The sequence below is a fragment of the Agrobacterium sp. CFBP2214 genome (genome assembly GCF_030209895.1).
Classification (GTDB): Bacteria; Pseudomonadota; Alphaproteobacteria; order Rhizobiales; family Rhizobiaceae; genus Agrobacterium; species Agrobacterium radiobacter.
The window spans coordinates 162,426-189,036 of the sequence record NZ_JARVRC010000001.1; the positions used below are offsets into that span (position 1 = coordinate 162,426).

Below are 26,611 nucleotides of genomic sequence, written 5' to 3' on the forward strand. Positions count from 1 at the left end.
TGTGTGCGTGTCGTCATTTGTAGATGAACCCCACTGACCCCTGATAGGGCGCCGCCTGAACCTGGTCCTTGCGGCCATAGACCTTGTTGACGCGGTTCATGAAATACATGGCGGCATCGTTTTCCGGGTTGAAGTTGTCATCCGGCCGGGCGATCTGGTTGCGGGCCACGGGCCGAACCAGATAAGGCGTTGCGATGATGACCAGCTCCGTTTCGTTGCGCAGGAAGTCCTTGCTGCGGAAAAGCGTGCCGAAAATCGGGATTTTTGACATACCCGGAAGCCCGGACATGGCCTGACGGATATTGTCCTGAACGAGCCCTGCGATCACGATCGAGCCACCAGAAGGAAGCTCGACCGTTGTGGATGTTTCCCGCTTGCGGACAGACATGTAGGTTGAGCCCGGAATGCCCCGACCGTAATTTCCGGTTACGACATTGCCTTCATAGGTCGGCTCGGACACATTCGTCTCGATCTTGAGACTTATCCTGCCGGGTGAAAGCACCACTGGCCTGAAGTTCAACGTGATACCGTAGTCGACTGTTTCCGTTTCGCGTTTGACGGTCGCGACGCCTGTTTCCTTGTCGAGCGAAACATCCTGTTCGGCAGCAATTCGAAAATCTCCGCCGACATAAAATTTAGCCTGCTCGCCGGAGATCGCCGTCAGGCTCGGTTCCGCCAATGTCCGCATCACCCCTGCCTGTTCCATGGCGTTGAGGTAAGAGGCAAATCTCAGTGAGCCGGAGCCTATAGCTCCGCTGGCTATGCGCGTCGCGCCGTCGATTGCGTTTCCGAGATTGGAAGGATTTGAGAACTCGAAACCGTTGTTGCTTGTCGAACTGCTGATGGAACCGTTGAAGCCCAGCTGCTTCAGCACCTGCCTGCTGACTTCGGCGACGGTCACCTTCAGTGTCACCTGATCCTCGCCCTCGATCGTCAGCATGTTGACGATCTGCGATACTTGGCGGTTTTCGGCAAAAATCGCGGCGTCACCCCCGTTGTCGCCGCCCGTCAGCGAGATATTGCGGGTGGTGGCTTCACCACCTTTCAAAAAGGCTTCGGCAAGCTGCACTGCGCGCGCGGAATCCTGCGGCGTGCGCACAGATCCGGTGAGAACGATGTTGTCGGAGACGATCTCGACTTTGATGTCGGATTCAGGAATGAAGCGACGAATATTGGCTTCAAGACCAACGATATCCCGCTCTACTTCCAGATCGAGGCTGACGATTTCACGCCCACCATCGCCGAAAATAAAGATATTTGTCTGTCCTACCGTTTTTCCGAAGAGATAGATCCGTCTGGACGTGCGCGTTACCGCATCGGCAAGGCTGGGATCGGCGACAAGAATGTCGTGCGCGTCCTCGGGCAGGTCGATGACCAGCGCCTTGTTGAGACCAAGCTTCAGGCGCTTGCGAATGCCTGATCCGCTCTCAGTAATGCGCACAATGCTCGCGCTTTGCGCCTCGGCTTCGCCGATACCCAAAAATTCGGATGAACGCTGGCCGGGAATGCCGGAAAAAGCCACGCAGAACGCAAGCCCGCCGAGCATCGACGAACGCAGGTGTTGTTTGAAACGCCTTGCCATGAACCCCTTGATCATTGTGATGCTCCTTGACCGCCCTTGACGATCGAGCCGGATTTGATCACCTGAATTTCGGGCTGCCCGGCGCCGCCATTGAGAAGATAATCAGCCGAAAGCGTGTCGTTTTCCTGCGCGTCGGCAACCGAGCGCAGAGCCAGCGTGAGACGATCCGCCATCTGTTGCGCCACGGTCATAATCTTGGCTTGGTCCGGCGTCAGTTCCAGTGTCGCGGTTGCGCCAACCACTGCCGACGTACCGTCTTCGCCTTCCTTGATCTGCTGGTCGATGGCCAGAACACGAACGTTATTCAAAACATTCTCGGTCAAAAAGTTACCGTTGTCGCCTTTGCGGACCATGATCACGTCAACACGGTCATTCGGCAGCACGAAACCGCCTGCCCCGGTTGAAACCGAAATCTCTGTCGAAACAGCGCGTTTGCCGGCGGGTAAAAGCGAGGACATGATGCGAGCGCTGGAATCGACGACTTTTTCCGGTCGGATCGGCTCACCCTCGAATAACGGGAGCCGTACGACGGCACCGGAAAGTTCGATGATTGCGTTCGGGCTTTTCGTTTCCGTTATGAAACTATCGACGACGTTGCCCTGTGGCCAGGGAGTCCAGCGCACTGAACTATCATTCAGGCGACTGCCGACCGGCAGGTTGACCGAGGAAACGAGAACGTTGACCGTCGGTTCTTTCTGGATGATCGTTTCTGCTTTTTCGATAACCTGCTTTGTGCCGGAAATTTTCATGGCGACAAGACCGGCAAGACCGGCGGCTACCAAAGCAACGGATAGAATGACGATACGCGACGGTTTCATGCTCGATCCTTGAAGGAATCAGATTCTTCTCCCCTCAGGATGACGCGCTATTGGTATAATTATGGTTAATATTGTGCGTGGATTTGTGGTTAACAGGCCTTTAATTTCGGCAATTACAGTATTCGCTCAGGAAAGACTGGCGATGGCAGCTTCTACGATCGGTGCGTTGCCATAGGTCAAAAAACCGGCGATGGCGATGCCGATCCCGTAGGGAATTTTTTTTGCTGCGAGCAAGGAATCGGGGAGGGGAATGCCGCTGGCCATGATTTCCTGCGAGCGCGACCGCAAGAGCAGAATGCCGAGAGTCAACAGGCCGCCAACGAAGGTCACCGAAAGTAAAAATTCTATGAGGGACGGGTTGAAGCCATACCATACTGCTGCGGCAGTCAATAGCTTGGCATCTCCTCCACCCATAACATTGGCTGCAAAGAGTGCGAAGCAGGCAAAAAACACGGCGGCGGCAGCTGCAAGGCTCATTGCAAAAGTCTGCCAGTCCATACCGGAAAAAGGCGCGATCAAAATGAATGACAGCAGCAAAATGAGCGATATCCGGTTGGGTATCGTCATGCTCAAGAGGTCTGTGAATGCCGCGAAGGCAAGGCAGAGCGGAAGCGTCAGAAAAATGGCGGCTATAACCACGAGGGAGACTCCCTTTTTACTCGGCCAATTCCAGGCGGATTGAAGACGAATCCGGGTATTCAGTATAATACGAAAATGCCGCTCACGGTTGAGCGGCATTCCCAATTCAGCGGTCGAAAACTATTAGAACGTCGTGTTTCGGGCCGTCTGCATCGTCGTACCGATGCCGTCAAAGAGTGCGTCGAGCTGCGTACCGACCATGCTTGCACCGCCTACGATTGCCACTGAAAGCAGAGCAGCGATCAGGCCGTATTCGATTGCAGTAGCACCGGATTCATCCTTGAGGAAACGAGCGAAAATCTTGGTCATAGGGTCTCTCCTAACTTGTGTTGGTTCAGCACGCCGACAACTGTTCTCCGTTGTTCGGTTGCGTTCAAACTACAGCCGAGCGATTTCCAAGCGCTTAAAAAAAACGATTAACTCAAAGTAAACGGCAGGATGAGTTTCTTTTGGTAAATAAAACAAAAAAGTATTGCCTGCATTTTTACATTTGCCGATAAACAAATATATTCAACTGCTGGCAGTTTGTCTTTTCCGACCAAGTTTCCTTGGGAAGAGGTGCAGATGTTCAGTTTTGAGGCGGGGCGGGGAGACGCGGCAATATCAATACATTACGCATGGTTACCATCCGCCTCGCGGATTTCTGCCATTTAACGCTTCATTCACTAAAACCGCGCATTCTGCGGAGCAATAAGTGCGGGTAGTGAGCAAGGACCAAACGCGTGTCATCCGGAAAACTGGCGAAAATTGTGGTCGGCTTGTCCGTCTTTCTATCAGGTTCGCTGCAGCCGGCTTTTGCTGAGGATGACATATTGCGTGTTTCGATGAATCACGCCCGTGTCCTTCGTCTCGACCGCGCCGTCAGCAAGGTTATTGTCGGCAACTCCAAGGTCGCCGATGCCACGGTTGCCGATGCCACCACGATTGTTCTGACGGGTCGCAGTTTCGGCACGACCAATCTCGTGCTTCTGGATGCCGACGGCAATCCAATCGTGGATGAACGCATTCTCGTCTCTATCGACGAGGGTAATACGGTGCGAGTTTTCCGCCAGACGGAGCGGACCGTTCTGTCCTGTACGCCGAACTGCGAGCAGCATTCGCAAAATAGTGGCGACAAAGACGCTCAGCCGTAACGAAGCATGTCACATCAGAGTTCTGTGCTGTAGAGAGAGGTCTTCCGAAGAGGACGAAGGCCGCTTGTCCCTGAGTGCCTGCAGCTTTTCTGGGAGTAGCTAAAAGCGAAAAAAGCAACACGCTTCCCGGCGTTTGCCGGTCGGCTATATGTTGCTGTTTTTTCGGCTAAGTTCTTGATCTGGCTAAGATCAAAAATGGAATGGTGCCCAGAAGAGGACTCGAACCTCCACACCCTTGCGAGTACCAGCACCTGAAGCTGGCGCGTCTACCAATTCCGCCATCTGGGCGACGGAGAGCGATGTACGAGGGCAGCCGCCCGGTGTCAACAGACTTTTTGAACTTTTATGACGATCATTGATTTTAAAGGGAAAAAACTTGGTTATGGCTGTTGAAACATGTCGCCGGGTCAGGTGTCGAGCCCTTCATGCTTCGTTCTGTCCACATGACCGAGGTCACGCTCCGGGTCGATGATGTCACGGATTCTCTGTTTGAGTTCTTTTGGGCCGGGAAAACCACCATCGCGTTTGCGTTCCCATATGATCGTGCCGTCCACGGAGATCTCGAACAGACCGCCGGTCGAGGGGATGAGGCTGACTTCGCCGATATCGGAAGCGAAGGTCTGCAGGATTTCCTGCGCCATCCAGCCGGCCCGAAGCAGCCAGTTGCACTGCGTGCAATAGCGGATGGTTATGCGGGGTTTGGTCTTGGTCATCCTCAGGTCTCCTTCATCGCCCGGCGACAATAATGTTCACGATAATGTCAACTATAATACTCATGTTTTTACCGGGCGCATGCTTGTTCTTATCATGCGGCTTTGCGAACAGAGAAGCTGTCGAAGGCTGAAACGTGGAGATCCTATGGCCCAGTTCGAGAATAATCGTCAGCGTCTTTTCGTTCCGGCGGTCGCACCGCTTTATAATGCGACGCATGATCTGGTAGAGACCATTCTGCGCGTCACGGCCGGGCTTCTTCTCGTCACCCATGGGTTCGGAAAGATCGTCAATCCTTTTGGTGCTGTCGGCATGGTGGAAAGCCTCGGCTTTTACCCCGGCGTCTTCTGGTCACCGCTGCTTGCCGCCACGGAATTTTTCGGCGGAATTCTGGTCGCTATCGGCCTGTTCACGCGGCCGGCATCCTTCGCGGCCATGATCGTCCTTCTGGTAACGGTTTATTTTCACGGCATCGTAAAGGCGGAAGGTCTGGGCGGGGCGGAAAAGTCGATCCTTTGGGCGGCGATTTTCCTGTTCTTCGCCGTTCGCGGCGGCAACCGGCATTCGGCAGACGCCAAGCTTGCGCGTGAATTCTAGGGCGTATCGCGTCAGATTATCCGCTATTGTCACAATGATGATGTAGCGGCTCTTGAGAATCGATTTTTCTCGTGGTGAAGCTGGATTCGATCGGCATTTCTTGCCGATTGAATCCTTTGTCGTCGCCACGAGGTTTTATGCGCGTTGCAATCATAGAAAACATGGCGGGTACGCCGCATGGGCAGCTCGGCGTCGCGCTGAAAGAAGCGGCGGCGGAAGTCCATATCATCCGCGCCTATGCGGGTGAGCCTCTCCCCAAGGATGCGGCCGATCATGATGCGCTTGTCGTTCTGGGCGGCGAACAGAACGCGCTCGATGATGCGCTTTATCCCTATCTTCCCGATCTTGCCCTTCTCATGAAAGCCTTTGGCGATGCGGGCAAGGCAGTCATGGGCGTCTGCCTTGGCAGCCAGTTGCTGGCGCGCGCCTATGGCGGAGAGAACATTCTCTCCGGCCCGCCGGAGTTCGGCTGGGAAGAGGTGTCCCTGACGGAAGAGGGCGTGTCCGATCCGCTATTGGCTGGGCTCGAAAAGACATTCCCCATTTTTCAGTGGCATTGCGATACATTTACGCTTCCGCCGGACGCCACGCGACTTGCGACCAATGGCGCGACGCGAAACCAGGCCTTTCGCATCGGCCGGGCGGTTTATGGCACACAATTCCATTTCGAAGCCTCCGCTGCCGTGGTTGACGGCTGGTGTCAGACGTTCCCCACTTCCGTCGAAAGAATGTCGCCGGGATGGCTGGAGAATTATCGCGACCATCGCAGCTTGCGCGCAGAAATGGCCGATGCAGCCGGGCTGGAAATTGCCCGAGCCTGGGTACGCCTCATCCAGAGCGGCGATTTTCCGTTGCGAAAGTGATCGAGGCCGAACAAAGTTGCAGCGGACGGACTATCGTGCGCAAGGAGGCGCAGAGATCATGTACAAATTCGAAATCTATCAGGACAAGGCCGGCGAATATCGTTTCCGCTTCAAGGCTTCCAACGGCGAAACGATGTTCTCCTCGGAAGGATACCAGGCGAAGGCATCGGCTATTCACGCGATCGAATCGATAAAGAGAAATTCTCCCGGTGCGGACACTGTCGATCTGACCGCCATGACGGCCTGAGCCGCGGCGCCGCGCGAGAACTCGAAACGTTTCGCCTGCCAGAAATGATGGGCGCATCGACAGGTGCCGACGTAAAGATAAGATTCAGTCTTTTTTGATAATCTTCCGTTAGCATTTGTATTTCGAGGTCTCCGGGCGGCATCAGAGTGCCCCCGATTTGTTTTGCGTACGGGTTCTCATGCGTTCATCGGCTGTGCCAGCACTTCTCTTCGGTTGCCTCCTGCTTGGAGGCTGCACGTCCAGTTCCGGGCCGGAAAGCCTGATGGCCGGCTTGCCTTCGAAGGAAACGACGAGTTCGGTCACGCCATCCGCGCCGGTGCCGCAGGCAGGCGTCGGCACCCAGGCCATCGCCGCCCAGCCGCGGCAGCAAGTTCTGGCATGGGGCGGGCCGGTGCCTGACGAACCCAAGGCCTTTTCCGCCGTCACCCCCAAAGCGTCCTTAACGCAGGATGCGCCTGAAATCCGTTTGCCGGTTCCGCCACAGGCGGCCGGAATGGTGCGGCCGGCGGAGCGCCCCACGATCAACCAGATGGAGCGTCCGGTGCAATTGGCCATGGCGGCGGCCCCGGCGGCAAGCGCCGGTGCTCAGATCCGTTCGCGCATTTTCCGCTCCAGCTTCAGTGATGCCAAGCCCATCAATTTCGGCAGGGTTCAGCCCCGTCATTTCCAGGTCCACGGGGTGGATGTATCCCGCTGGCAGGCCAATATAAACTGGCCGCAGCTGCGCACGCGCGGCGCGAATTTCGCCTTCATCAAGGCGACGGATGGTGGTGATCATCTTGATCCGATGTTCCGCACCAATTGGCAGCGCGCAAAGGAAGCGGGCATTCGCCGCGGCGCCTACCATTTCTTCTACTGGTGCCGCAACGCCAGCGAACAGGCGGACTGGTTCATTCGTAATGTACCGCGTGATCCGGACGCGCTGCCGCCCGTCATCGACGTGGAATATAACGGCGAATCGAGCTGCAAGATGCGCCATTCCCGCGAACGCGTGCTGGAAAAGATGCGGGTCTTCATGGACAAGCTTGAGCGCCATTACGGCCAGCGGCCGATCATTTATACGGCGCCCGATTTTTACAAGGATAACCTCCAGGGCGAATTCCAGGATTATCCCTTCTGGCTGCGCGCCGTCGCCCAGCATCCGTCGGTGGTTTATCCCGGTCGCAAGTGGCTGTTCTGGCAATATTCCGGTTCCGGCCTGTCGCATGGCGTCGATGGCCGTATCGATCTCAATGTCTTCAATGGCAGCGAAGACGCATGGCATCGCTGGGTGGATCGCCGCTCGAGCTGATGGTCAGCGCGCGAATTTTCGCGCGCCCGCAACACACAGCACCACAACCAGCGTCACGCCGATCATGGCCGGGCTCACCTCTTCGTGCAGCAGGGTGGCGGCAAGCGCGAGCCCGAAGAAGGGCTGAAGCAATTGCAGCTGCCCCACGGCGGCGATGCCGCCAAGGGCCAGCCCGCGATACCAGAAGATGAAGCCAATCAGCATGCTGAACAGGGAAACATAGGCAAGGCCAGCCCAGGCCTGCGGGTCTATGCCGGCAAGCGTTTCCGGCCCGCTGAAAAAGGCAAGCGGCAGCATCACCGGCAGGGAAAGAACCAGCGCCCAGGAAATGACCTGCCAGCCGCCCAGCTTGCGGGAAAGGGCAGCACCCTCCGCATAACCGAGCCCGCAGACGATGATTGCGCCGAGCATCAGAAGATCGCCGGCAAGCGATGCCTCGATCCCGGCGGCAAACGAATTCGAGAGCGAAAAACCCGCAACAAGCGCACTGCCGAGACAGGAAAAGAGCCAGAAGACCGGGCGTGGGCGTTCTCCGCCGCGCAGCACCGCAAAGATCGCGGTTGCGAGCGGCAGCAGCCCCACGAAAACGATGGAATGCGCCGAGGTGACGTGCCGCAGAGCAAGCGCGGTCAATAGCGGGAAACCCACCACGACACCAAGCGAGACGATGAAAAGCGATGTCAGGTCATTGCGCGCCGGGCGTTTTTGCCTGAACAGAAACAGCAGCGCCAGCGCCAGCAGGCCGGCAATGCTGGCGCGGGCGACGGTGAGGAACACGGGATCGAAACCCGTTACCGCGATGCGCGTCGCGGGCAGCGAACCGCTGAATATTACCACGCCTGTCAGGCCGCTCAGCCAGCCGCTCGTCGTCTTGTCCATCGTCAACTCCTGCGTTTTGCCTTTCATGATCCCGAATGGCTGGCGAAAACAGCGACAATCATATACAATTTCAACAAACTGTTATGGTTTCATGAGTGGTACGGTTGGAGAGAATCATGGATGGACAGGTCGCTGTTGGCACGCGCATAGAAAAGGTGATGGCAAGCGTTCGGCAACGCATCGCCTCGCGCAGCCTCGTGCCGGGCGCGCGTCTTCCATCGGTGCGGGCTCTGGCGAAGACCATGCAGGTGTCCACCTCCACCATCGTCGAGGCCTACGACCGGCTTGTGGCGGAGGGTACGATAAGCTCGCGCCCCGGCTCCGGTTTTTTCGTTTCAGGTCCGCTTGCACCCCTCTCGCTCGCCGATATCGAGCCGCAGCTCGACAGGGCGGTGGATCCCTTGTGGGTTTCGCGGCAGGCGCTGGATGAAAGTTCCGTTCTCGCCAAACCCGGTTGTGGCTGGCTTCCCGTATCGTGGATGCCGCAGGAGGCATTGAGGCGGGCCATGCGCGGGCTCGCCCGCGCCGACGCCGCCCTGCTGACGGATTATGGCAGCCCGATGGGACTGTTGCCGCTGCGCCAGCTTCTGTCGCGCCGGCTGGCCGAACACGGGGTGCAGGCGGGCGCCAGCCAGATCATGCTCACCGACTCCGGCACGCAGGCGATCGATCTTCTGTGCCGTTTCCTGCTGCAGCCGGGGGATACGGTTGTTGTTGATGACCCCTGTTATTTCAATTTCCACGCCCTCCTGCGGGCGCATCGGGTGAAGATCATCGGCGTACCCTATACGCCAACCGGACCGGATTTAGCGCTGTTCGAACAGGCGCTGAAAGACCATCAGCCCCGTCTTTATATCACCAATTCCGCGATCCATAATCCGACAGGTGCAAGGCTTTCCGCCGTTTCCGCCCATCGGATGCTGATGCTTGCCGAACAGGTGGGGCTAACCATCATCGAGGATGATATTTTTGCTGATTTCGAAACCCAGGCTGCGCCCCGGCTGGCGGCCTTCGATGGTCTGAACCGTGTCGTCCAGATAGGCAGTTTTTCAAAAACACTGTCGGCCTCCATACGGTGCGGTTTCATTGCAGCACCTGTCGCGTGGGTGGAAGCCCTGACCGATCTCAAGATCGCCACCGCTTTTGGCGGAACGCATTTTTCGGCGGCGCTGATCCTCTCGCTTTTGACCGATGGCAGTTACCGCAAGCATGTCGAGGCACTCAGGCAGCGTCTTGCGGCAGCGATGCCGGAGGTGGCGGCGCGTTTGAAATCGATCGGATGTGTGCCGTGGATCGAGCCGCAGGCGGGCATGTTTTTGTGGTGTCACCTGCCAGAGGGGAGCGATGCCGCCGATGTTGCGCGCCGGGCGCTTTCGCGGCAGGTGGTGCTAGCCCCCGGCAATGTGTTCAGCTCGTCGCAAAGTGCCTCCGGTTTCATGCGTTTCAATGTGTCGCAAATGGCAGATCCGCAGGTCATGACGGTGCTGGCGGAGGCACTTCAGCAAGGGCCCGAACCTCGTCGGTTGTAAGCGTTCTGGAAGGAATCGGAACAAAATCCCGTGAACGTCGTTTTCTCCGCAGAATGAAGAGGAGGAAATACCATGACATTCGATCCCAACAACCCGCGTCCGGACCGCGATCTTCGTCCGGAAGTGAATATCAGCAATGAACCGCGTGCCCGCACGTCGTCGTCCTGGGTGCCGTGGTTGGCGATCATCGTTGTCGTTCTGGTAGGCGTTTTCGCCTGGTCGCAGATGAGCGGCCCGACCACCGATCCGGCAACGACATCCTCCACCACGCCGCCTGCAGCAACGGATCAGGCACCGGCGCCGATGGCTCCGACCACTCCGGCAACACCGCCTGCGAACAATACCGCACCGGCAAGCCCGACTACCGGCGGCACGCAGACCCAGCCGTAATAGGCTTATTGATAGGATAAAACCGCCTGCCTCCGCGCAGGCGGTTTTTCCTTGCAAGAGTGACCGTCACCCGCCGTTAGAGCCTTTCCATCGCGGAAGGGTCGTTGGAAAGACGGGACCAGCGGCTAATGGACTCCTGTGCCAGTTGCGAGAGGGCAATGCTTCCGAAGCGCGACAGCAGAATGTTTTCCGCCTCTTTCATGGCGTCAAAAAGCGCCGTGTTGACGGCCTGTTCGATGACGCAGTTCGGATTGTCGCCTGCCAGCCCGATCGAGAACAGTTCCGGTGCGCCAAGCGCCCGGTAAATATCGAGCAGCGTGATTTCGCTGAGCGGCCGCGCCAGCACCCACCCGCCGCCATGGCCTTTTTCCGACGATACATAACCATGCTCGCGCAAGCCGGCCATGGTTCTGCGCACCACCACCGGATTGGTCTGAAGCATCGCCGCAATGCTCTCGGAGGTCGCGGCGCCCTCATGTTTTTCCATATGGATCAGAATATGCAGCACCCGTGAAAGGCGCGTGTCGTGTCTCATTGCCCAAACCCGTCTGTTTGCATCGACGCTATCACCTTCAAGATGACGTAACAATATAAGTTGCGTGACCATTGACTCTCAAAATCATGTAACAATATAAGTATCGTGAAATTAACGGGCACTTCCGCCTCCTCCTGAAACGATGGGTGCATCATGAAATTCGACGTCATCATAATCGGCGGCAGCTATGCCGGTCTCTCAGCCGCCCTGCAGCTTGGACGCGCCAGAAAAAACATTCTGATGGTGGATGCCGGTGAACGGAGAAACCGTTTCGCCAACCATTCCCACGGTTTTCTCGGCCAGGACGGCAAGGCGCCGGGCGAGATTATCGCCGAGGCGCGCCGCCAGATCGAATGTTACCCGACCATAAAATGGGCCGAAGGCAGGGTGACCGATGCCGAAGGCTCCTTTGGTGATTTTGCAATCGAGATCGATGGCAACCGCCGTGAGACTGCGGATCGGCTGATCCTCGCCATTGGTGTCACCGATGAATTGCCTGGTATCGCCGGGCTGAAGGAGCGTTGGGGCTCTTCAGTCTTCCATTGCCCCTATTGCCATGGTTACGAGCTCAATCAGGAAAAGATTGGCGTTATCGCCGCTTCACCTTTGGCCATTCACCACGCATTGATGCTTCCGGACTGGGGTGAGACGACCTTTTTCACCAACGGCATATTCGAGCCTGATGCGGACCAGCAAATGCTGTTGGCAGCGCGCGGCGTCCGGATGGAAACAACCGGCATTAGGGAAATTGCGGGGCATGCGGATGTCGTCCTGACAGATGGACGCAGCATTCCCTTGGCCGGCCTTTTCACCCAGCCGATATTGCGGATCACCGCCGACTGGATCGAAAAACTCGGCTGCGCGGTGGAGGAGGGACCGATGGGATCAACCATCGTCACAGACCCGATGAAACAGACTACCACACGCGGCATATTCGCCTGCGGCGATGTGGCAAGACCCGCCGGCTCGGTCGCCCTTGCGGTGGGTGACGGCGCGATGGCGGGCGCTGCGGCTCACCGGTCGATCCTCTTTCCGGAAATGCTCTAGGGTGAGACGAGGTTCAGCCAGCGGCCCGGAGGCATGCCGAAGGCATTTTTGAAATGCCGGGTGAAATGCGCCTGATCCGCAAAACCGCAGGCAAAGGCCGTTTCGGCAAGACCCGTACCTGCGCGCATCATGTCCTTGCATTTCTGCAGCCGCCGCATGATGAGATAACGGTGCGGGCTCGTGCCGAACAGGCAACGAAAGTGCCGGAAAAGCGTGAAGCGGTCGAGCCCGCTTATCCGTTCCAGTTCTTCAGAACCGACGGTGTCGGCGCTATTCTCCAGCAGATAGTCCCGGCATCGCAAAACCGCGATGCGGTCAATCCGCTTGATGGTTCTGGTGCTTCCGTCTGAATGTTTCCAGAGCAGATCCGCCAGTCTCGATTGCCAGTCGGTGAGAAGTAGATTGTCCGGTTCGCCTTCGAGATTGCCGAGTGCCTCGATGAGGCATTGCCGGAATTCTTCGTCCTCGATGATGGCATTTCGGGCAAAGGGCAGCGCGTTATATCCCGCCTCCGTCGTTTTTTCCGGCGGGAGGTAGAGCATTCGATAGTGCAGGCCCTCGTCAGTGCCCGCGCCGCCATCGTGAACCTCGTCGGGATGCAGGACGATGACATTTCCCGGCATGCTGAAATGCGATGTGCCACGATAGGAAAAGGTCTGGACGCCGGAAAGCGTGACGCCAATCGCATAAGTATCATGGCGATGCGGGGCATAGGCATTGCCGTGAAAACGCGCGTCTATGCGTTCGATGCCCTCGCTGGAGGGCGCCTGCACGATCCCTTCGAATTTGCACGAACGTTCAAGATCGCCGACGCCCCGAGGCGTTAGGGTCGCTTCTCTTTCGTAACCACAGCCAGATTGAGTTCGCATGTTTGATACCAAGATCGCCGTCATCCTTCGCGATGACCTTGCCGTGTGGCAAAAACTGAACGTTACCGCATTCCTCATGTCCGGGATCGTCGCCCAGACCAAGGAGATCATTGGAGAACCATACCGCGACGGGGCAGGCAACGTCTATAATCCCCTGTCCATCCAGCCTGTCGTCGTCATGGCCACGGATCAGGAGGCGCTGCGCAAAATCCACCAGCGATCCCTCGAGCGTGACGTCACGACATCGCTTTATATCGAGGAAATGTTCGCTACCGGGCACGACGTCGCCAATCGCCAGGTATTTTCGGAGTTTTCTCCTGACAACGCCAAGGTGGTCGGCATGGCGCTGAGGGCCGACAAGAAGATCGTCGACAAGATCACCAAGGGCGCGAAGCTGCACGGGTGATCGGACCCTAAAACGCAAAAGGGAGGCTGTGGGCCTCCCTTCAAGAACGATGGCAAGTGATTGCCGCTTATTCGTCGTTCATCTTCAGAGCGGCGATGAAGGCTTCCTGCGGAATTTCCACCTTGCCGAACTGGCGCATGCGCTTCTTGCCTTCCTTCTGCTTGTCCAGAAGCTTGCGTTTGCGCGTTGCGTCGCCGCCGTAGCACTTCGCCGTCACGTCCTTGCGCAGCGCGCGCACGGTTTCGCGGGCAATGACCTTGCCGCCGATGGCGGCCTGGATCGGAATCTGGAACATGTGCGGCGGAATGAGTTCCTTCAGCTTTTCGCACATGCCGCGTCCGCGCCGGTCGGCCGCCGAGCGGTGTACCAGCATGGACAGCGCATCCACCGGATCGCCGTTGACGAGGATCGACATCTTCACGAGGTCGCCTTCGCGGTAGTCGATGATGTTGTAATCGAACGAGGCGTAACCCTTGGAGATGGACTTCAGCCGGTCGTAGAAATCGAACACCACTTCGTTGAGCGGGAGTTCATAGGTGATCATCGCGCGGTTGCCGACATAGGTCAGCTCCGTCTGCAGGCCGCGCCGGTCCTGACAGAGTTTCAGGATGCCGCCGAGATATTCATCGGGCGTCAGGATCGTCGCCTTGATCCAAGGCTCGCGGATTTCCTTGATCTTCACAACGTCGGGCATGTCGGCCGGGTTGTGAAGTTCCTTTTCCGTGCCATCGGTCAGCGTCATTTCATAGACGACCGACGGGGCAGTGGCGACGAGATCGAGATTGAACTCGCGCTCGAGGCGTTCCTGAATGATTTCGAGATGCAGCAGGCCGAGGAAGCCGCAGCGGAAACCGAAGCCGAGGGCGGCGGACGATTCCATTTCGAAGGAGAAGGAGGCGTCGTTGAGACGAAGTTTGCCGACTGCTGCGCGCAGGTCTTCGAAGTCGGCCGCATCGACCGGGAAGAGACCGCAGAACACCACGGGCTGTGCTGGCTTGAAGCCGGGCAGGGCCTGCGCCGTCGGGCGCTTGTCGTCGGTGATGGTATCGCCGACGCGCGTATCGGCGACTTCCTTGATCGAGGCGGTGATGAAGCCGATCTCGCCGGGGCCGAGGCTGTCGACATTGACCATCTTCGGGGTCAGCACACCGACGCGCTCGATGCCGTATTTCGCGCCCGAACCCATCATGCGGATCTGCTGACCCTTGCTCAGCACGCCGTCGATGACGCGCACGAGAACCATGACGCCGAGATAGGTGTCGTACCAGCTATCAACCAGCAGCGCCTTCAGCGGCCCGTTTTCACCGACTTCGCTTTTCGGCGGCGGTAGGCGATTGACGATGGCTTCCAGAACATCGGGAATGCCAAGCCCGGTCTTCGCCGAAATCATCACGGCGTCGGACGCATCGATGCCGATCACCTCCTCGATCTGCTCCTTGATGCGGTCGGGTTCGGCCGCCGGCAGGTCGATCTTGTTGAGCACGGTGACCAACTCGTGATTATTGTCGATCGCCTGATAGACGTTCGCCAGCGTCTGGGCTTCGACGCCCTGCGATGCGTCGACCACCAGCAGCGAACCTTCACAGGCCGAAAGCGAGCGGGACACTTCGTAGGCGAAGTCGACGTGGCCGGGCGTGTCAATGAGGTTCAGCACATAGGTCTCACCGTTATTCGCCTTGTAGTGCAGGCGCACGGTCTGAGCCTTGATGGTGATGCCACGCTCGCGCTCGATATCCATCGAATCGAGAACCTGTTCCGACATGTCGCGTTCGGCAAGGCCGCCCGTCGACTGGATCAACCGGTCGGCCAGCGTCGATTTGCCGTGATCGATGTGGGCAACGATCGAGAAGTTGCGGATATGGTCCAGGGGCGTGCGGGTCGAATTTGTGCTCATGTCCCGCGCTATAGCAGGGGCTTCTCATGCCGCAAAGCGGGAATTTGGTTAAAAGCCTTTTAAAATGGGCTTTTTAGATCGCAAATTGCTCTGGCCAGTCGCGGCGGGTGGCAACCTGCCCTTCGGTGCGGAGCCTTGCAACGGCGGCAAGATCGATATCGGCGATGAGAAGGCTGCTTTGCGTCACCGCATCACTCTCGCTTTCCGCGATGATGCCGGATGCCGGCATGCCGTAATCCGAAGGCACATAAAGTGCGGCGCGGCCGCGATTTTCATCAACCGCAGGAGACCAAGGGGCCTCGCCCGCGGTGGGAGAGGAGAGGATGGCATATTGGTTTTCCAATGCCCGAGCCTGCGCACCAATCCGCACTCGATAGGCACCTGCCAGCGTGTCGGTGCAGCTGGGGGCGAGAACGAGTTCGACGCCAAGCTCCGCCAGCCTGCGGCCCAGCATCGGGAACTCGTTGTCGTAACAGATGAGAATGCCGAGCTTGCCGATCGGCGTCTCGAAGGCTTTCAGTCCCTCGACGCCCGCATGAATGTTCCACTGCTCCCGCTCGAAGCGGGTCATGATCTGCTTGTCCTGATAACCGATCAGCCCATCCGGGCCGAACAGCCATGCGCGGTTGCGGAACTTGTCGTCCGGGTCCTTCACTGGCGCGCTGCCCGGCTGGAAGAGGATTTGATGTTGCCGCGCCAGTTCCTCGCAAAGCTCCACCCAGGAAGGGATCAACGGCTGTATCTCTTCGATGGAACGATGCAGATCGGAACGCGCGTCGGGTGGCAATTGCCCGGTCAGCGCCATAGCCGAATATTCCGGCAACAGCAGCAGTTCGGCGCCTTTTTCCTTAGCCTCGCGGACGATGGCGGAAAGATGCGCGGCATAAGCCTCCCATGTCTCGATCAGTTCGATGGCATATTGGCTGGCGGCGAGGCGTGTCATTTGTCTCCATCTCCTGCACCGATGGTTTTCATCCAGAAGGACAGGGGTTTCGGGCTCTCGGCGCTCTCGTCGAGGTCCTGCCATGTGAAGCTGGTGCGCAGTTCAGGGTGATGGCGGTAACCGCGCTTTTCCCAGAAGGCATTGAGCGGCACGTAATCCGCCGGCCGGCGGGGATGGTCGGCAGGCCGCTCGACCGCGCAGAAGGTGCATCGGTTAAAGCCGAGCCTCTTTGCATGCGCCTCCCGCTCCTCGAAGAAGCGCACTCCAATGCCGTGACCGCGATAGCCGGGCAGCAGCACGCTTTCACCGAAATAAAATATCCGGTCCGGATCGTAGCCCGCTTCGGCAAACGGTGCTTTCACCTCATCGGTCTCTGCCGCCATCGGCATGCCGGTGGACATGCCGACCACTCTGGCGTCATCGAGCGCCAGCACGAAGACCGCGCCGTCCGTATCGGCATAGGTCGCGAGATATTTGCGCTCATAATCCAGCGAACCGTCATAGAGATAGGGAAAAGCGCGAAACACCTCGATCCGCAGGCGCGCGAGATCATCGAAATAGGGTGTGGCGTCAATGCCGGAAAGAGACTTGATTTCGACGGTCATGGGCATTTCACTTTCGGTTGCACTGGTTATACCGTCATGGAAAACCCGCGCAAGCATTGAACGGAGAAGACGATGACCGCTGCCGAGACCATCCGCGCCTATTACGAAGCCTTCAACCGTCAGGACATGGATGCCTTTCTGGCGCTTCTGCATGACGAGGTGGTGCACGACATCAATCAGGGCGAGCGCCAGACCGGCAAGGCCGCCTTCGCCTCCTTTATGGACCATATGAACCGCTGCTATAAGGAAAACCTCACCGATATGGTCATCATGGCGAGCGATGACGGCAAGCGTGTTTCCGCCGAATTCATCGTCAATGGTGAATATCTCAAGACCGATGAGGGATTGCCCGAGGCGAGTAGCCAGAAATACGTACTGCCGGCCGGCGCCTTCTTCGACCTGAAGGATGGAAAAGTTAGCCGAGTAACGAACTACTATAATCTGAACGACTGGATTGCCCAGGTCGGCGCTTAAGGCGTGATTTCTCGCCCGCAATCGGCGGGCAAGAGATAATCCTTGTTTCCATTATCATGGATATTGACTCCATCATACGAGAATGCAATTCTCGTATGATGGAAAACGAAGATCATATTCTTGAGCGCTCGATCGGTGAGCGGATCAAAACATTGCGGGCTGAAAACGGCCTAACGCTGGACAGGCTTGCGTCTGAATCCGGCGTCAGCCGCGCCATGATTTCCCGTATCGAGCGCGGGGAGGCGAGCCCAACCGCGTCGCTGCTTGCCCACATCTGCGCAGCCCTTGGTCTGTCGCTCTCAGGCTTTTTCGCCGAAAACGAAGAGGCTGTTTCCCCGCTGGTGAGAAAGCGTGACCAGCAGGTCTGGAAAGATCCCGAGACAGGCTATGTCCGCCGCGCCATTTCCCCGCCGCGTGTGGGTTCCGATGTCGATATCGTCGAGGTGGAATTTCCGGCTGGTGCGCGCGTCGGTTTCCCGCCGCATGCGGCAAGCCGTGGGATGACGCAATATGTCTGGCTTTTCGAAGGTGTGCTGGAAATGACAAGCGGCGGAGACGTTCACCGGCTGGAGCCCGGCGATTGCCTTTTCATGCCGGTGGGAGAAGGGCACGTCTTCCACAATCCTTCCGAAAAACCTGCCCGTTACGCCGTCGTGCTGGATCAAAGACAGCGCTGATTTCCCTACAGGAGTTCTTATGGCCACTATCCGCGTGTTGAACCGGGAAGGGACGATCGATGCCCTGCCTGAACTCTGCGAAGTCCTCGCCGCCTGCGTGAACGGCGGCGCGTCCGTCGGCTTCATGTTGCCCTTTTCCCCACAGGATGCTGAACCCTTCTGGCGATCCGTGGCGGAAACGACAGGCGAGGGTGCGACCATTCATGTGGCGGCGGAGGTGGATGGCAAGGTGGTGGGCACCGTGCAGGTCGGTCTTGCCTCGAAGCCCAATCAGCCGCATCGCGGTGATCTGATGAAGCTTCTCGTGCACCCATCCGCACGCGGCCTCGGACTTGCCCGTATGCTCATGCAAAAGGTGGAGGAGGAGGCGGTAAAACGTGGCCGTACCCTTCTGGTTCTGGATACGGCCACGGGTAGCGATGCCGAGGCGATTTATCCTCGCCTCGGCTGGGAACGGATCGGCGTTATTCCCGATTACGCGCTGTTTCCGGATGGTCGCTTTTGCGGCACCACCCTGTTCTACAAGCGGATCGGCTAGTTTTTTCAGACTTGCCGTCTCACTGGCCCGGCTTCAGCATACGGTTGAAGGCGGTAACAATCATCGCCTCCAATTGTGCGTGAATATCGGCGCGGTCCCGTGGTCCGGCCGGCTCGCAGATCGGGTCGCGCTCGCCGATGGATTTGAGGAACGCATCGGCATCCGGCTTGCACAGCGGCAGGAAGCTGAAATGATTGGCGTCATCCACCTGCTGGTAGGTTGCGCCGGGTACTTCGTCCGCGAGTTTATCCGCAAGCACAGCCGCGGGAATTTTGCCCTTGCTGCCGAGATTGATGAAGGTCAGCGGAATATCGATCTCTTTCAGACTGTCCGGTTTGAAGGCCAGCGCCAGGCCCGGATCGATCAGTACGGCGGAACGGATGCGGGGATCACGGTTCTGCTGCTCGAAACGGGCCTTGTCGAGGGTTCTGAGGTCAAGCTTCGGCACGTTGACCGGCTCATTATCGAGATAACCCCGGCCGCCAGCAAACCATTGGCAATCCATCATCGTGGCATGGTCTTCGCAATAGCGCGCATAGGCATCGAGATCGGCGCGCGCACCCGCAATCTCCATCGCCGCGCTGCCGCCCAGCGAAAAGCCGAGAACGCCGATCCTCTTCGTGTCGATCGCATTCGACCATTTGCCCTCTGCCGTCAAGGCCGTAACGATCGTGGAGAGATCGTCCGTTCGCTCCCAGATTTTCGGCGTATCGGCGGGCGTGGAATCGCCGCTGGTGGTGCCGGGATGGTTGGTTCCGGCGACAATGAAACCTTCGCTCGCAAGCTTTGCGGCGATCCATGCCATACCGGACACTCTTGAACCCGAGCCGTGGGACAGAAGTACAAGCGGCAGGCGACCCGGTTTCACCGCGCCATCCTTGAACACGGGCGTGCCTTGAAAAATCCGGTCCTCGCCGGAAAGCGTCTGTGTGCCCTTTCCGTCGGATGGATACCAGACAGTGACTGCAAGGTCCTTGCCGCGTGCCGGCGAATGGATGGTGGTTTCACTGGCGCCAACCACCCCGCCCGCAAAAACAGGCTGGGTGACGAGAGCGGAAAACAGTATGGTCGTGATGGTGCTGATAGGGCGCATGAAAACCTCGTGCGGTTGGGAAGAACGGGGTTCAATCTGCGCCGCCACATATTTTTCGCGTCCTTGATCACGTTAAAGGTCGTCCCGAAACGCGATCTGGTCCATGAACTGGCAATATAAGTCGTTGTGTTCCGGGGATATCATTCGTGCTGTTCATTCCGCTGCCTTTCGTCGTGGCGCTTCTGCTGGTCGTCATGTTCATCGTTTTCCTTCGAGGTGGAGACGATGTGCGGACCAACCGGGCCTTTCTGGCGCTGATCGTGCTTTGTGCCGTGCAATCCGTCCTTGTCGGCCTGCGCTGGGGGTATGGCGTCATCGAAACGCGTTATGTTCTGCCGATCCTCGCAGCCTGCCTGCCGCCGCTCGTCTACATTGCCTTTCGCGGACTGATGGGAGTGGCGGCGGAAAGCAGGAGAGTGATGCTCGCCAATCTCGTCCTGTCGCCTTTGCTCATTGTCATCATGGAATTCACCTTGCCGATGGCGATTGATCTTGCACTGATCGTCATCTTCGTCGGCCACGCCGTCGCCCTGCTTCTTCTTGGCAGAAAAGGGCCGGATGGGCTGGATGAGGCGCAATTCGCCAGCGTCGCCTCCGCGCACCGGGCGCTGATTATCGCTGCCTTAGCCCTGTGCGTTTCCGCCCTGTTCGATCTTCTGGTGTTTTTCGATTTCGAATGGGCGCACGGGCAAAATGTTGCAGCGCTCGTCAGCAATGCCAATCTTTTCGGACTGTTGTTGATTGGCCTCATGGCTGCGTTGGCCGGTGAAAGCAAAGCACCACAAACGGCCATGGATCCGGTCGCGGAATTGCCGCCGCCGCCGGAGCCATCCGAGCAGGACCGGGACATCATTGCAAGGGTCGATCGGCTGATGGCGGCGCAGGCGCTTTACCGTGATGAGAACCTCAACCTGTCGCGGCTTGCAAGACGCCTCGGGCTGCCGAGCCGGCAGATATCAGGCGCGATCAATCGCTCGCTCGGCGTCAATGTCTCGCAATATGTCAACCAGTTGCGCATCCGCGAAGCCTGCCGGCTGCTTGAGGAAACGGAGCAATCGGTAACCGCGATCATGTTGTCCTCGGGCTTTCAGACCAAATCCAACTTCAACCGCGAATTTCGCCGCGTCACCGGCATGAGCCCGGTTGACTGGCGGGAGCGTGAAGTGTGGAAACTGGTCTCACCAAACAAAACGGCCACCCGGCAGATGCCGGATGACCGTTTGAAGATCGTCGGGAAATGATGGGGATCAGAGCGTGCCGTTGCGCTGCTGGATCATCATGTAGGTGTCATAGGTATATTCGGCGATCTGCGCCCAGAGATAAGCGTCCTTCTTGAAGGCCTGCTGGCTTTCGTAGATCTTCTTGAAGCTCTCGTTCTTGGCCGAAATCTCCGCATAGGTGTCCTGCGCCGCCTTGTGGCAGACATCGAGGATTTCCTGGCTGAAGGGGCGAAGGATAGCGCCCTGCGCCACGAGTTCCTTCAGCGCCTTCGGATTGCGCGCATCGTAGCGTTCCAGCATGCTGGCGCTGCCGGCAGCGCAGGCGTCTTTCAGGATGCGCTTGTAATTTTCGGGCAGCTCATTGAACTTCTGCAGATTCACGAAGGCATGAACGGCCGGGCCGCCTTCCCACCATGCGGGGTAGTAGTAATATTTTGCGACCTTGTAGAAACCGAGCTTCTGGTCGTCATAGGGGCCGACAAATTCGGTAGCATCGATCGTGCCCTTTTCCAGCGCGGCATAGACGTCGCCGCCGGCGATCTGCTGCGGTGTCACGCCAACCTTCTGCATGACCTGGCCGGTGAGGCCGGCGATACGCATCTTCAGGCCTTTGAGGTCGTCGATGGTGTTGATTTCCTTACGGAACCAGCCGCCCATCTGGGCACCGGTATTGCCGAGCAGGATCGAGTAGATATTGTGCTGGGCAAGGAATTCATTGAGCAGCTCGTTGCCACCGGCCTGGTTGAACCAGGCATTCGTCTGGCGTGCGTTAAGGCCGAAGGGAACCGACGTTCCGAGCGCAAAGGTCGGATCCTTGCCGACGTAATAATAGGAGCAGGTATGCGCCATTTCGACGGTTCCGGCCGTCACCGCATCCGCTGCCTGCAGCGCCGGTACGATTTCACCGCCGGCGAAATGCTGAATGACGAAGTTGCCGCCGGAGGCTTCCTTGACATGATCTGCGACGATCTGGCCCGCGCCGAAAAGAATGTCGAGGCCCTTGGTGAAGGACGACGTCATGCGCCAGGTGATCTTGGGGTTTTCCTGTGCAATGGCCGGAGCGGCCAGCGCCGTTGCGGTAACACCGGCGCCAACGGCGCCCGCCTTGCGGATAAATGATCTGCGATCCATGTCGATAAGCCCTGATATGTCTGCATATTACAGGCGAACCGCACGGTACGCCTCCCGTCGGCTACTAAACATTTATCCCCGCGGCCATCAAGAGGGAATGTTTGAAACTTGCGTGATCTTACGCACGGCTTGGCAATTGTTGCTTGTACCGGCCTTTCGCTGTTCGGCGCGGCTGCGGCTAAGGCATGCTGCGCTTTAAGGCCGGGTCATCCATTGCGGGATTGTAAAACAGCGAAAGCGTCAGGCTTCTGGCGATGCGTTGCGCCGTTTCCATGAACCAGTCATGTGCCTCTTTGCTCGGCGCAATATCATCAAGCGTGGCGGAAAACAGCGTGAGCCACTGCGGAAAAAGCTCCGCCGACATGCCTTTTACCCCGAGATGGGCCTGCACGGGCTTGCCGCCATAACCGCCATTCTTGAAGGCGACGGCCGTCCAGAACTGTTTCATCCTGGCCATATGCTCCGGCCAGCGCCCGGCGAGTCGCGCATCAAAAACCGGGCCAAGCGTGGAGTGTTCAAGAACGCGGCCGTAGAATGTTTCCACCAGCAGGTCGATGAAACCGGCATCCACGCCGATTTCCGCCATGGCCTTTTCCGCCCTGTCCTGAATTTCCGCGCTGTGGGCGGCTCTCGCCGCAACGTCTTCCTGCATGGTGCTTCCTTTTCCGCGAATTTACCCCGCTGCGAGGCGGCCTGCAATGCGACCCTTTGCCTTATTAGAATTATTCTAAGATGACTTGATCTCGGCGCAGGGCGGATGTATTTAGAATTATTCTAAAAAGGTTTCAGCCATGTTTCGCAGTCTTTTTTCCCTGTCCAAACGCCCCTTTTCCTCTCTCGGCGAACAGGAAATCCTCGCACTCGCCATTTCGTCCGAAGAAGACGATTCCCGCATCTATCGTTCCTATGCCGATCACCTGCGCGCGCAATATCCGCAATCGGCCAAAGTCTTCGACGATATGGCGGAGGTCGAGCAGCAGCATCGAAATGTCCTGATCGACATGCATCGTCGCCGTTTCGGAGAGACGATCCCGCTGATCCGCCGAGAACATGTACGCGGTTTTTACGAGCGCACACCAGACTGGCTCGTGAAGAACCTGTCGCTCGAGAAAATCCGTGCCCAGGCCGAATTGATGGAAGCACAGGCGATCCGTTTTTACGATGAGGCCGTCAAGCGCACCAGCGACGCCAATACGCGCAAGTTGCTCGGCGATCTGGCCGAGGCGGAGCGGGGTCACGAAGAGATCGCGCAAATGCTGGAAGAAAAACATCTCGATGAAGATGGCAAGACCGAAGAGGCGGAAACCGCAAAGCGGCAGTTTCTTCTGACCTATGTGCAGCCGGGTCTTGCGGGATTGATGGATGGCTCCGTCTCGACGCTCGCGCCGATCTTTGCGGCCGCCTTCGCCACGCAGGATACCTGGCAGACTTTCCTGATCGGCCTTTCAGCCTCCGTCGGCGCTGGTATCTCCATGGGCTTCACCGAGGCGGCCCATGATGACGGCAAGCTTTCGGGTCGCGGTTCTCCGGTAAAGCGGGGTCTGGCCTCGGGCATCATGACGGCCATCGGCGGTCTCGGCCATGCCTTACCCTATCTCATCCCGCATTTCTGGACAGCAACGGCGATTGCGGCCGTCGTCGTTTTCGTGGAACTCTGGGCCATCGCCTTCATTCAGAACCGCTTCATGGAAACGCCGTTCCTGCGCGCGGTGTTTCAGGTGGTCCTCGGCGGCTCATTGGTGCTGGCGGCCGGCATTATCATCGGCAACGGATGAAAAAAGAAAGAGCCCGCGATGGCGGGCTCTCAATCTGTCAGACGTGGGCCAAGCGTCAGCGTAATGCGCCAACCAGAACGTCGCGACCATCTTCGATGGAGACCCAACGGCCCGTATTGAAGGACGCCTGCCGCTTCAGATAGGTATAGTTAGTATCGGTCCAGAGCTTCACATCGTCGGTGAGGTTGTCGAGAATATAGTCGCCATCAGTGGTGCGAAGCGTCAGCACCGCATGGCCTTCACCATCCGGTTTACGCACGACGGTGATCAGCAGATCGGCAACGGAAAAACCGCGCTCGACCAGTTTCTTGCGCTTCAGCAGCACGAAATCTTCGCAGTCACCGGCGGTCGTCGGATATTCCCAGACTTCGTCCTTGCCGTAGATTTCCTGGTCGGTCATCGCCACGATCGTGGTGTTGACGGACGTATTAACCTCGCGAATGACATCCCAGCCATAATCTGTGACGCGCGGGGGCGGTGTCGCCTTGCTGCGAATATTGCATTCGTCGGCGTATTTCTGACAGAACTCGTAATGTCCGATCGGCTGGGACGTGATCCCGCCCGTCACCATGGAAGGGCTTCCTTTGATTTCCGCCATGGCGGAGGCAGCAGTCATTAGCCCGGCAGCAACTGCAAACAGCAGAGCACGCGCCAGCGGTGCGTTCATCATGAAACCCGTCCCTTAATTCTTAACGAAAAGTTAAGAGGGATAGGGGGTTTGAGTCAATCTCTAGCAATCGGCGATGCGCAAGACTCGTTGAATATGGTTAAGAGCGTTGCGCAAATGCCTATATTGCAAGGGCTTTGACCGCCGCGAGCATCCGCTCGATATCCTGCGGCCGGGAAAGCCGGTGGTCTCCGTCGCGGATCAGCGTCAGCACGACGTCGTCGGCGGGAAGATGCTCGATGAGCTTCAGAGCATGCTGATAGGGAACATCGGGGTCGCGCATGCCCTGCAGAACATGAACCGGGCAGCCGGTCGTGATGATGCCGGTGAGCACCCGGTTCTGCTTTCCGTCTTCCATCAGCGCGCGGGTGAAGATGTTGGGCTCGGGGCTATACTCCGAATGTTCCTCGAAGTAACCCCGTTCTGCGAGAGAGGTCCTTTCCGCATCCGACAGGCTGGGCTCTATCAGTTCCTGCGTGAAATCCGGCGCAGGCGCAATGAGAACCAGACCGGCGACGGAGGGCGCGCCACCCGCCTTGCGCAGCTCCTCGACCATGCGCAACGCAATCCACCCGCCCATCGACGAGCCGACGAGAACGACGCGCGACGGCGCCTTTGCACGCACCACCGCAAGTGCCTCTTCGAGCCATCTCGAGATCGTGCCTTTGTTGAAATCACCGCCGGAAGCCCCGTGCCCGGAATAATCGAGCCGTAGGCAGGCAAGGCCGTTTTCCGCTGCAAAACGATCGAGCTCAACCGCCTTGGTTCCCGTCATGTCGGAGCGATAGCCGCCGAGCCAGACGAGCGTTGGTGCGTTCGGCTGGGATGTTGGGGAGCGATGGAGGAAAGCGATGTTGCGGGCGTCGTCACCCGCTCCTATATGCAGGAATTCAGCAGCTTGTTCGGTCATGTGTATGCAATTCTCCTGATTTTCGTGCAATATCGGCGGCGTATTTGCAAAAACCGTGGCAACAGGTGATCTTTTCGGGCAGATATGCTATTGACTTCGCCACGGCAATAACGACATTTCCGCCGCTTGTACCAAACAAGCTGTTTTTTGCTGACGTGATCCAGAAACAGATCAGGAGAATACGACCATTCGCAGACCTTTCAAAGCCGATGCCCCCGTCAAGGAGGGCCCGCGCTCCAACCGGGAAATTCGGGTTCCCAGAGTTCAGCTTATTGATGAAGAGGGCCAGAACCTCGGTAGCATGCCGACGGATCAGGCTTTGAAAATGGCGGAAGAGGCCGGTCTCGATCTCGTCGAGATTTCGCCGAACGCTGAACCGCCGGTATGCAAGATCCTCGATCTCGGCAAGCTTAAGTACTCGACCCAGAAAAAGGCCGCTGAAGCGCGCAAGAAACAGAAGATCGTCGAAGTTAAAGAAATCAAGATGCGCCCGAACATCGACACGCATGACTATGACGTGAAGATGAAGGCGATGGGCCGTTTCTTTGATGATGGCGACAAGGTGAAGGTAACGCTGAAGTTCCGCGGCCGCGAAATGGCCCACCAGGAACTCGGCATGAAGCTTCTCCTCCAGGTGAAGGAAGACACCCAGGCGATTGCCAAGGTTGAAGCCGAGCCGAAGCTGGAAGGCCGTCAGATGATGATGGTTCTCGCACCGAAATAATCTTTTTACGCGTTCACATCACTGGCGCGTATCCCACCGCAAGGGGAAATTCTCATTCCCCGTTGCGCTTTTAGCCGACTGCGGTTATAAGCGCGCGTCCGAACGGTCCGGCAGGGCATGCCGTGGCCGTTCCTGAATAGCTTGAAATAGGCCTCGTCTGCCTGTTTCGATACAAAAACGGAGTAGCAAAATGCCCAAGATGAAGACGAAGTCCGCTGCAAAGAAGCGGTTCAAGATCACCGCCACCGGCAAGGTTGTTGCAGCCGCCGCCGGTAAGCGCCACGGCATGATCAAGCGTACCAACAAGTTCATTCGCGACGCGCGTGGAACCATGGTTCTCGCCGAAGCTGACGGCAAGAAAGTCGTCAAGAACTACCTGCCGAACGGTCTCTGAGACTTTTCCGCACTTTTGGACACTTTAAGG

32 protein-coding genes and 1 tRNA gene are annotated in these 26,611 nt (G+C 57.9%); 16 read left to right on the plus strand and 17 right to left on the minus strand.

Going from position 1 to position 26,611, the window contains the following annotated elements; translation table 11 throughout:
• Nucleotides 1-13 precede the first annotated feature (13 nt).
• From QRN60_RS00760 to QRN60_RS00775, 4 genes are all read right to left on the minus strand, one after another.
• Entirely contained in the window at nucleotides 14-1,597 is a 1,584-nt protein-coding gene (locus tag QRN60_RS00760; RefSeq protein ID WP_080865734.1) for a type II and III secretion system protein family protein, read from the minus strand.
• On the minus strand, nucleotides 1,594-2,400 hold the full coding sequence (cpaB, locus tag QRN60_RS00765) for a Flp pilus assembly protein CpaB (RefSeq protein ID WP_003507404.1): 807 nt from the start codon (nucleotides 2,398-2,400) through the stop codon (nucleotides 1,594-1,596). Before cpaB ends, QRN60_RS00760 begins: the two co-directional genes overlap by 4 nt.
• 126 nt (nucleotides 2,401-2,526) lie before the next feature.
• Nucleotides 2,527-3,039 (minus strand): A24 family peptidase, encoded by a 513-nt coding sequence (locus QRN60_RS00770; protein ID WP_129564650.1) that lies wholly within the window; start codon nucleotides 3,037-3,039, stop codon nucleotides 2,527-2,529.
• Between the two features lie 123 nt (nucleotides 3,040-3,162).
• The gene (locus QRN60_RS00775) at nucleotides 3,163-3,348 is read right to left on the minus strand and encodes a Flp family type IVb pilin (protein ID WP_003507406.1); all 186 of its coding nucleotides are present in this window, start codon (nucleotides 3,346-3,348) and stop codon (nucleotides 3,163-3,165) included.
• Nucleotides 3,349-3,761: 413 nt separating this feature from the next.
• Between QRN60_RS00775 and QRN60_RS00780 the strand changes: the two genes are divergently transcribed.
• The gene (locus QRN60_RS00780; RefSeq protein WP_020812471.1) at nucleotides 3,762-4,172 is read left to right on the plus strand and encodes a pilus assembly protein N-terminal domain-containing protein; all 411 of its coding nucleotides are present in this window, start codon (nucleotides 3,762-3,764) and stop codon (nucleotides 4,170-4,172) included.
• Nucleotides 4,173-4,373: 201 nt separating this feature from the next.
• Here QRN60_RS00780 and QRN60_RS00785 read toward each other — a convergent pair.
• Nucleotides 4,374-4,460, minus strand: a tRNA-Leu gene (locus tag QRN60_RS00785).
• Nucleotides 4,461-4,579: 119 nt separating this feature from the next.
• Nucleotides 4,580-4,885: an Rdx family protein gene (locus QRN60_RS00790; RefSeq protein ID WP_003507408.1), complete on the minus strand. Its 306-nt coding sequence runs from the start codon at nucleotides 4,883-4,885 to the stop codon at nucleotides 4,580-4,582.
• Nucleotides 4,886-5,030: 145 nt separating this feature from the next.
• Here QRN60_RS00790 and QRN60_RS00795 point away from each other — a divergent pair, with 145 nt between their 5' ends.
• The 4 genes from QRN60_RS00795 to QRN60_RS00810 all read left to right on the plus strand — a co-directional run bounded on the left by QRN60_RS00795 (nucleotide 5,031) and on the right by QRN60_RS00810 (nucleotide 7,881).
• On the plus strand, nucleotides 5,031-5,480 hold the full coding sequence (locus tag QRN60_RS00795) for a DoxX family protein (RefSeq protein WP_003524478.1): 450 nt from the start codon (nucleotides 5,031-5,033) through the stop codon (nucleotides 5,478-5,480).
• 137 nt (nucleotides 5,481-5,617) lie between these two features.
• Nucleotides 5,618-6,343, plus strand: a complete 726-nt coding sequence (locus QRN60_RS00800) for a type 1 glutamine amidotransferase (RefSeq protein ID WP_162724019.1) — start codon at nucleotides 5,618-5,620, stop codon at nucleotides 6,341-6,343.
• A gap of 58 nt (nucleotides 6,344-6,401) precedes the next feature.
• Entirely contained in the window at nucleotides 6,402-6,590 is a 189-nt protein-coding gene (locus QRN60_RS00805) for a YegP family protein (RefSeq protein ID WP_003507411.1), read from the plus strand.
• Nucleotides 6,591-6,768: 178 nt separating this feature from the next.
• Nucleotides 6,769-7,881 carry a glycoside hydrolase family 25 protein gene (locus QRN60_RS00810; protein ID WP_111791925.1) on the plus strand — a complete coding sequence of 371 codons (1,113 nt, stop codon included), beginning with the start codon at nucleotides 6,769-6,771 and terminating at the stop codon, nucleotides 7,879-7,881.
• A 3-nt stretch (nucleotides 7,882-7,884) separates the two neighbouring features.
• Here the strand turns inward: QRN60_RS00810 and QRN60_RS00815 are convergent, their stop codons facing one another.
• On the minus strand, nucleotides 7,885-8,760 hold the full coding sequence (locus QRN60_RS00815; protein WP_099085744.1) for a DMT family transporter: 876 nt from the start codon (nucleotides 8,758-8,760) through the stop codon (nucleotides 7,885-7,887).
• 116 nt (nucleotides 8,761-8,876) lie between these two features.
• Between QRN60_RS00815 and QRN60_RS00820 the strand changes: the two genes are divergently transcribed.
• Entirely contained in the window at nucleotides 8,877-10,289 is a 1,413-nt protein-coding gene (locus QRN60_RS00820) for an aminotransferase-like domain-containing protein (RefSeq protein ID WP_129564649.1), read from the plus strand.
• A gap of 72 nt (nucleotides 10,290-10,361) precedes the next feature.
• Nucleotides 10,362-10,679, plus strand: a complete 318-nt coding sequence (locus QRN60_RS00825; RefSeq protein WP_003507415.1) for a hypothetical protein — start codon at nucleotides 10,362-10,364, stop codon at nucleotides 10,677-10,679.
• A gap of 76 nt (nucleotides 10,680-10,755) precedes the next feature.
• On the opposite strand, the gene QRN60_RS00830 is transcribed toward QRN60_RS00825, so the two are convergent.
• Nucleotides 10,756-11,214: an Rrf2 family transcriptional regulator gene (locus QRN60_RS00830; protein ID WP_003507420.1), complete on the minus strand. Its 459-nt coding sequence runs from the start codon at nucleotides 11,212-11,214 to the stop codon at nucleotides 10,756-10,758.
• 153 nt (nucleotides 11,215-11,367) lie between these two features.
• Here QRN60_RS00830 and QRN60_RS00835 point away from each other — a divergent pair, with 153 nt between their 5' ends.
• Nucleotides 11,368-12,261 (plus strand): NAD(P)/FAD-dependent oxidoreductase, encoded by an 894-nt coding sequence (locus QRN60_RS00835; protein ID WP_111791923.1) that lies wholly within the window; start codon nucleotides 11,368-11,370, stop codon nucleotides 12,259-12,261.
• On the opposite strand, the gene QRN60_RS00840 is transcribed toward QRN60_RS00835, so the two are convergent.
• On the minus strand, nucleotides 12,258-13,034 hold the full coding sequence (locus QRN60_RS00840; protein WP_003507426.1) for an AraC family transcriptional regulator: 777 nt from the start codon (nucleotides 13,032-13,034) through the stop codon (nucleotides 12,258-12,260). The genes QRN60_RS00835 and QRN60_RS00840 overlap by 4 nt on opposite strands.
• Nucleotides 13,035-13,128: 94 nt before the next feature.
• On the opposite strand from QRN60_RS00840, the gene QRN60_RS00845 reads away from it, so the two are divergent.
• Nucleotides 13,129-13,536, plus strand: a complete 408-nt coding sequence (locus QRN60_RS00845) for a DUF2000 family protein (RefSeq protein ID WP_003507428.1) — start codon at nucleotides 13,129-13,131, stop codon at nucleotides 13,534-13,536.
• A 67-nt stretch (nucleotides 13,537-13,603) separates the two neighbouring features.
• Here the strand turns inward: QRN60_RS00845 and lepA are convergent, their stop codons facing one another.
• The 3 genes from lepA to QRN60_RS00860 all read right to left on the minus strand — a co-directional run bounded on the left by lepA (nucleotide 13,604) and on the right by QRN60_RS00860 (nucleotide 16,978).
• Entirely contained in the window at nucleotides 13,604-15,442 is a 1,839-nt protein-coding gene (gene lepA / locus QRN60_RS00850) for a translation elongation factor 4 (RefSeq protein WP_035213098.1), read from the minus strand.
• Nucleotides 15,443-15,503: 61 nt separating this feature from the next.
• Nucleotides 15,504-16,373: a carbon-nitrogen hydrolase family protein gene (locus QRN60_RS00855; RefSeq protein ID WP_020812478.1), complete on the minus strand. Its 870-nt coding sequence runs from the start codon at nucleotides 16,371-16,373 to the stop codon at nucleotides 15,504-15,506.
• Nucleotides 16,370-16,978, minus strand: coding sequence for a GNAT family N-acetyltransferase (locus QRN60_RS00860; protein WP_060722783.1), 609 nt, complete (start codon nucleotides 16,976-16,978; stop codon nucleotides 16,370-16,372). The genes QRN60_RS00855 and QRN60_RS00860 overlap by 4 nt, the downstream gene beginning before the upstream one ends.
• Nucleotides 16,979-17,050: 72 nt before the next feature.
• Between QRN60_RS00860 and QRN60_RS00865 the strand changes: the two genes are divergently transcribed.
• The 3 genes from QRN60_RS00865 (at nucleotide 17,051) to QRN60_RS00875 (ending at nucleotide 18,667) form a co-directional block, all read left to right on the plus strand.
• Nucleotides 17,051-17,452 carry a ketosteroid isomerase-related protein gene (locus tag QRN60_RS00865; protein ID WP_060722784.1) on the plus strand — a complete coding sequence of 134 codons (402 nt, stop codon included), beginning with the start codon at nucleotides 17,051-17,053 and terminating at the stop codon, nucleotides 17,450-17,452.
• Nucleotides 17,453-17,547: 95 nt separating this feature from the next.
• Nucleotides 17,548-18,129: a helix-turn-helix domain-containing protein gene (locus tag QRN60_RS00870; protein WP_129564648.1), complete on the plus strand. Its 582-nt coding sequence runs from the start codon at nucleotides 17,548-17,550 to the stop codon at nucleotides 18,127-18,129.
• 19 nt (nucleotides 18,130-18,148) lie between these two features.
• Nucleotides 18,149-18,667: a GNAT family N-acetyltransferase gene (locus QRN60_RS00875; RefSeq protein ID WP_099085739.1), complete on the plus strand. Its 519-nt coding sequence runs from the start codon at nucleotides 18,149-18,151 to the stop codon at nucleotides 18,665-18,667.
• A 19-nt stretch (nucleotides 18,668-18,686) separates the two neighbouring features.
• Here QRN60_RS00875 and QRN60_RS00880 read toward each other — a convergent pair whose 3' ends face one another.
• Nucleotides 18,687-19,760 carry an alpha/beta hydrolase family protein gene (locus tag QRN60_RS00880; protein ID WP_129564647.1) on the minus strand — a complete coding sequence of 358 codons (1,074 nt, stop codon included), beginning with the start codon at nucleotides 19,758-19,760 and terminating at the stop codon, nucleotides 18,687-18,689.
• 146 nt (nucleotides 19,761-19,906) lie between these two features.
• Here QRN60_RS00880 and QRN60_RS00885 point away from each other — a divergent pair, with 146 nt between their 5' ends.
• Nucleotides 19,907-21,001, plus strand: coding sequence for a helix-turn-helix domain-containing protein (locus QRN60_RS00885; protein WP_161973984.1), 1,095 nt, complete (start codon nucleotides 19,907-19,909; stop codon nucleotides 20,999-21,001).
• A 6-nt stretch (nucleotides 21,002-21,007) separates the two neighbouring features.
• On the opposite strand, the gene QRN60_RS00890 is transcribed toward QRN60_RS00885, so the two are convergent.
• Together QRN60_RS00890 and QRN60_RS00895 are read right to left on the minus strand one after the other, a co-directional pair.
• On the minus strand, nucleotides 21,008-22,111 hold the full coding sequence (locus QRN60_RS00890; protein WP_003507447.1) for a TRAP transporter substrate-binding protein: 1,104 nt from the start codon (nucleotides 22,109-22,111) through the stop codon (nucleotides 21,008-21,010).
• 178 nt (nucleotides 22,112-22,289) lie between these two features.
• Entirely contained in the window at nucleotides 22,290-22,763 is a 474-nt protein-coding gene (locus QRN60_RS00895; RefSeq protein ID WP_003507455.1) for a group III truncated hemoglobin, read from the minus strand.
• A gap of 139 nt (nucleotides 22,764-22,902) precedes the next feature.
• Here QRN60_RS00895 and mbfA point away from each other — a divergent pair, with 139 nt between their 5' ends.
• The gene (mbfA, locus tag QRN60_RS00900) at nucleotides 22,903-23,886 is read left to right on the plus strand and encodes an iron exporter MbfA (RefSeq protein WP_129564646.1); all 984 of its coding nucleotides are present in this window, start codon (nucleotides 22,903-22,905) and stop codon (nucleotides 23,884-23,886) included.
• A 55-nt stretch (nucleotides 23,887-23,941) separates the two neighbouring features.
• Here mbfA and QRN60_RS00905 read toward each other — a convergent pair whose 3' ends face one another.
• The gene (locus tag QRN60_RS00905; RefSeq protein ID WP_003507458.1) at nucleotides 23,942-24,556 is read right to left on the minus strand and encodes a transglutaminase-like cysteine peptidase; all 615 of its coding nucleotides are present in this window, start codon (nucleotides 24,554-24,556) and stop codon (nucleotides 23,942-23,944) included.
• A 118-nt stretch (nucleotides 24,557-24,674) separates the two neighbouring features.
• The gene (locus tag QRN60_RS00910) at nucleotides 24,675-25,463 is read right to left on the minus strand and encodes an alpha/beta hydrolase (protein ID WP_003507461.1); all 789 of its coding nucleotides are present in this window, start codon (nucleotides 25,461-25,463) and stop codon (nucleotides 24,675-24,677) included.
• Between the two features lie 187 nt (nucleotides 25,464-25,650).
• Here QRN60_RS00910 and infC point away from each other — a divergent pair, with 187 nt between their 5' ends.
• Complete coding sequence (infC, locus tag QRN60_RS00915) at nucleotides 25,651-26,187, plus strand: translation initiation factor IF-3 (protein ID WP_077767695.1); 537 nt, start codon at nucleotides 25,651-25,653, stop codon at nucleotides 26,185-26,187.
• A 190-nt stretch (nucleotides 26,188-26,377) separates the two neighbouring features.
• Nucleotides 26,378-26,581, plus strand: a complete 204-nt coding sequence (gene rpmI, locus QRN60_RS00920; RefSeq protein WP_003493355.1) for a 50S ribosomal protein L35 — start codon at nucleotides 26,378-26,380, stop codon at nucleotides 26,579-26,581.
• The last annotated feature ends 30 nt before the right edge of the window (nucleotides 26,582-26,611 follow it).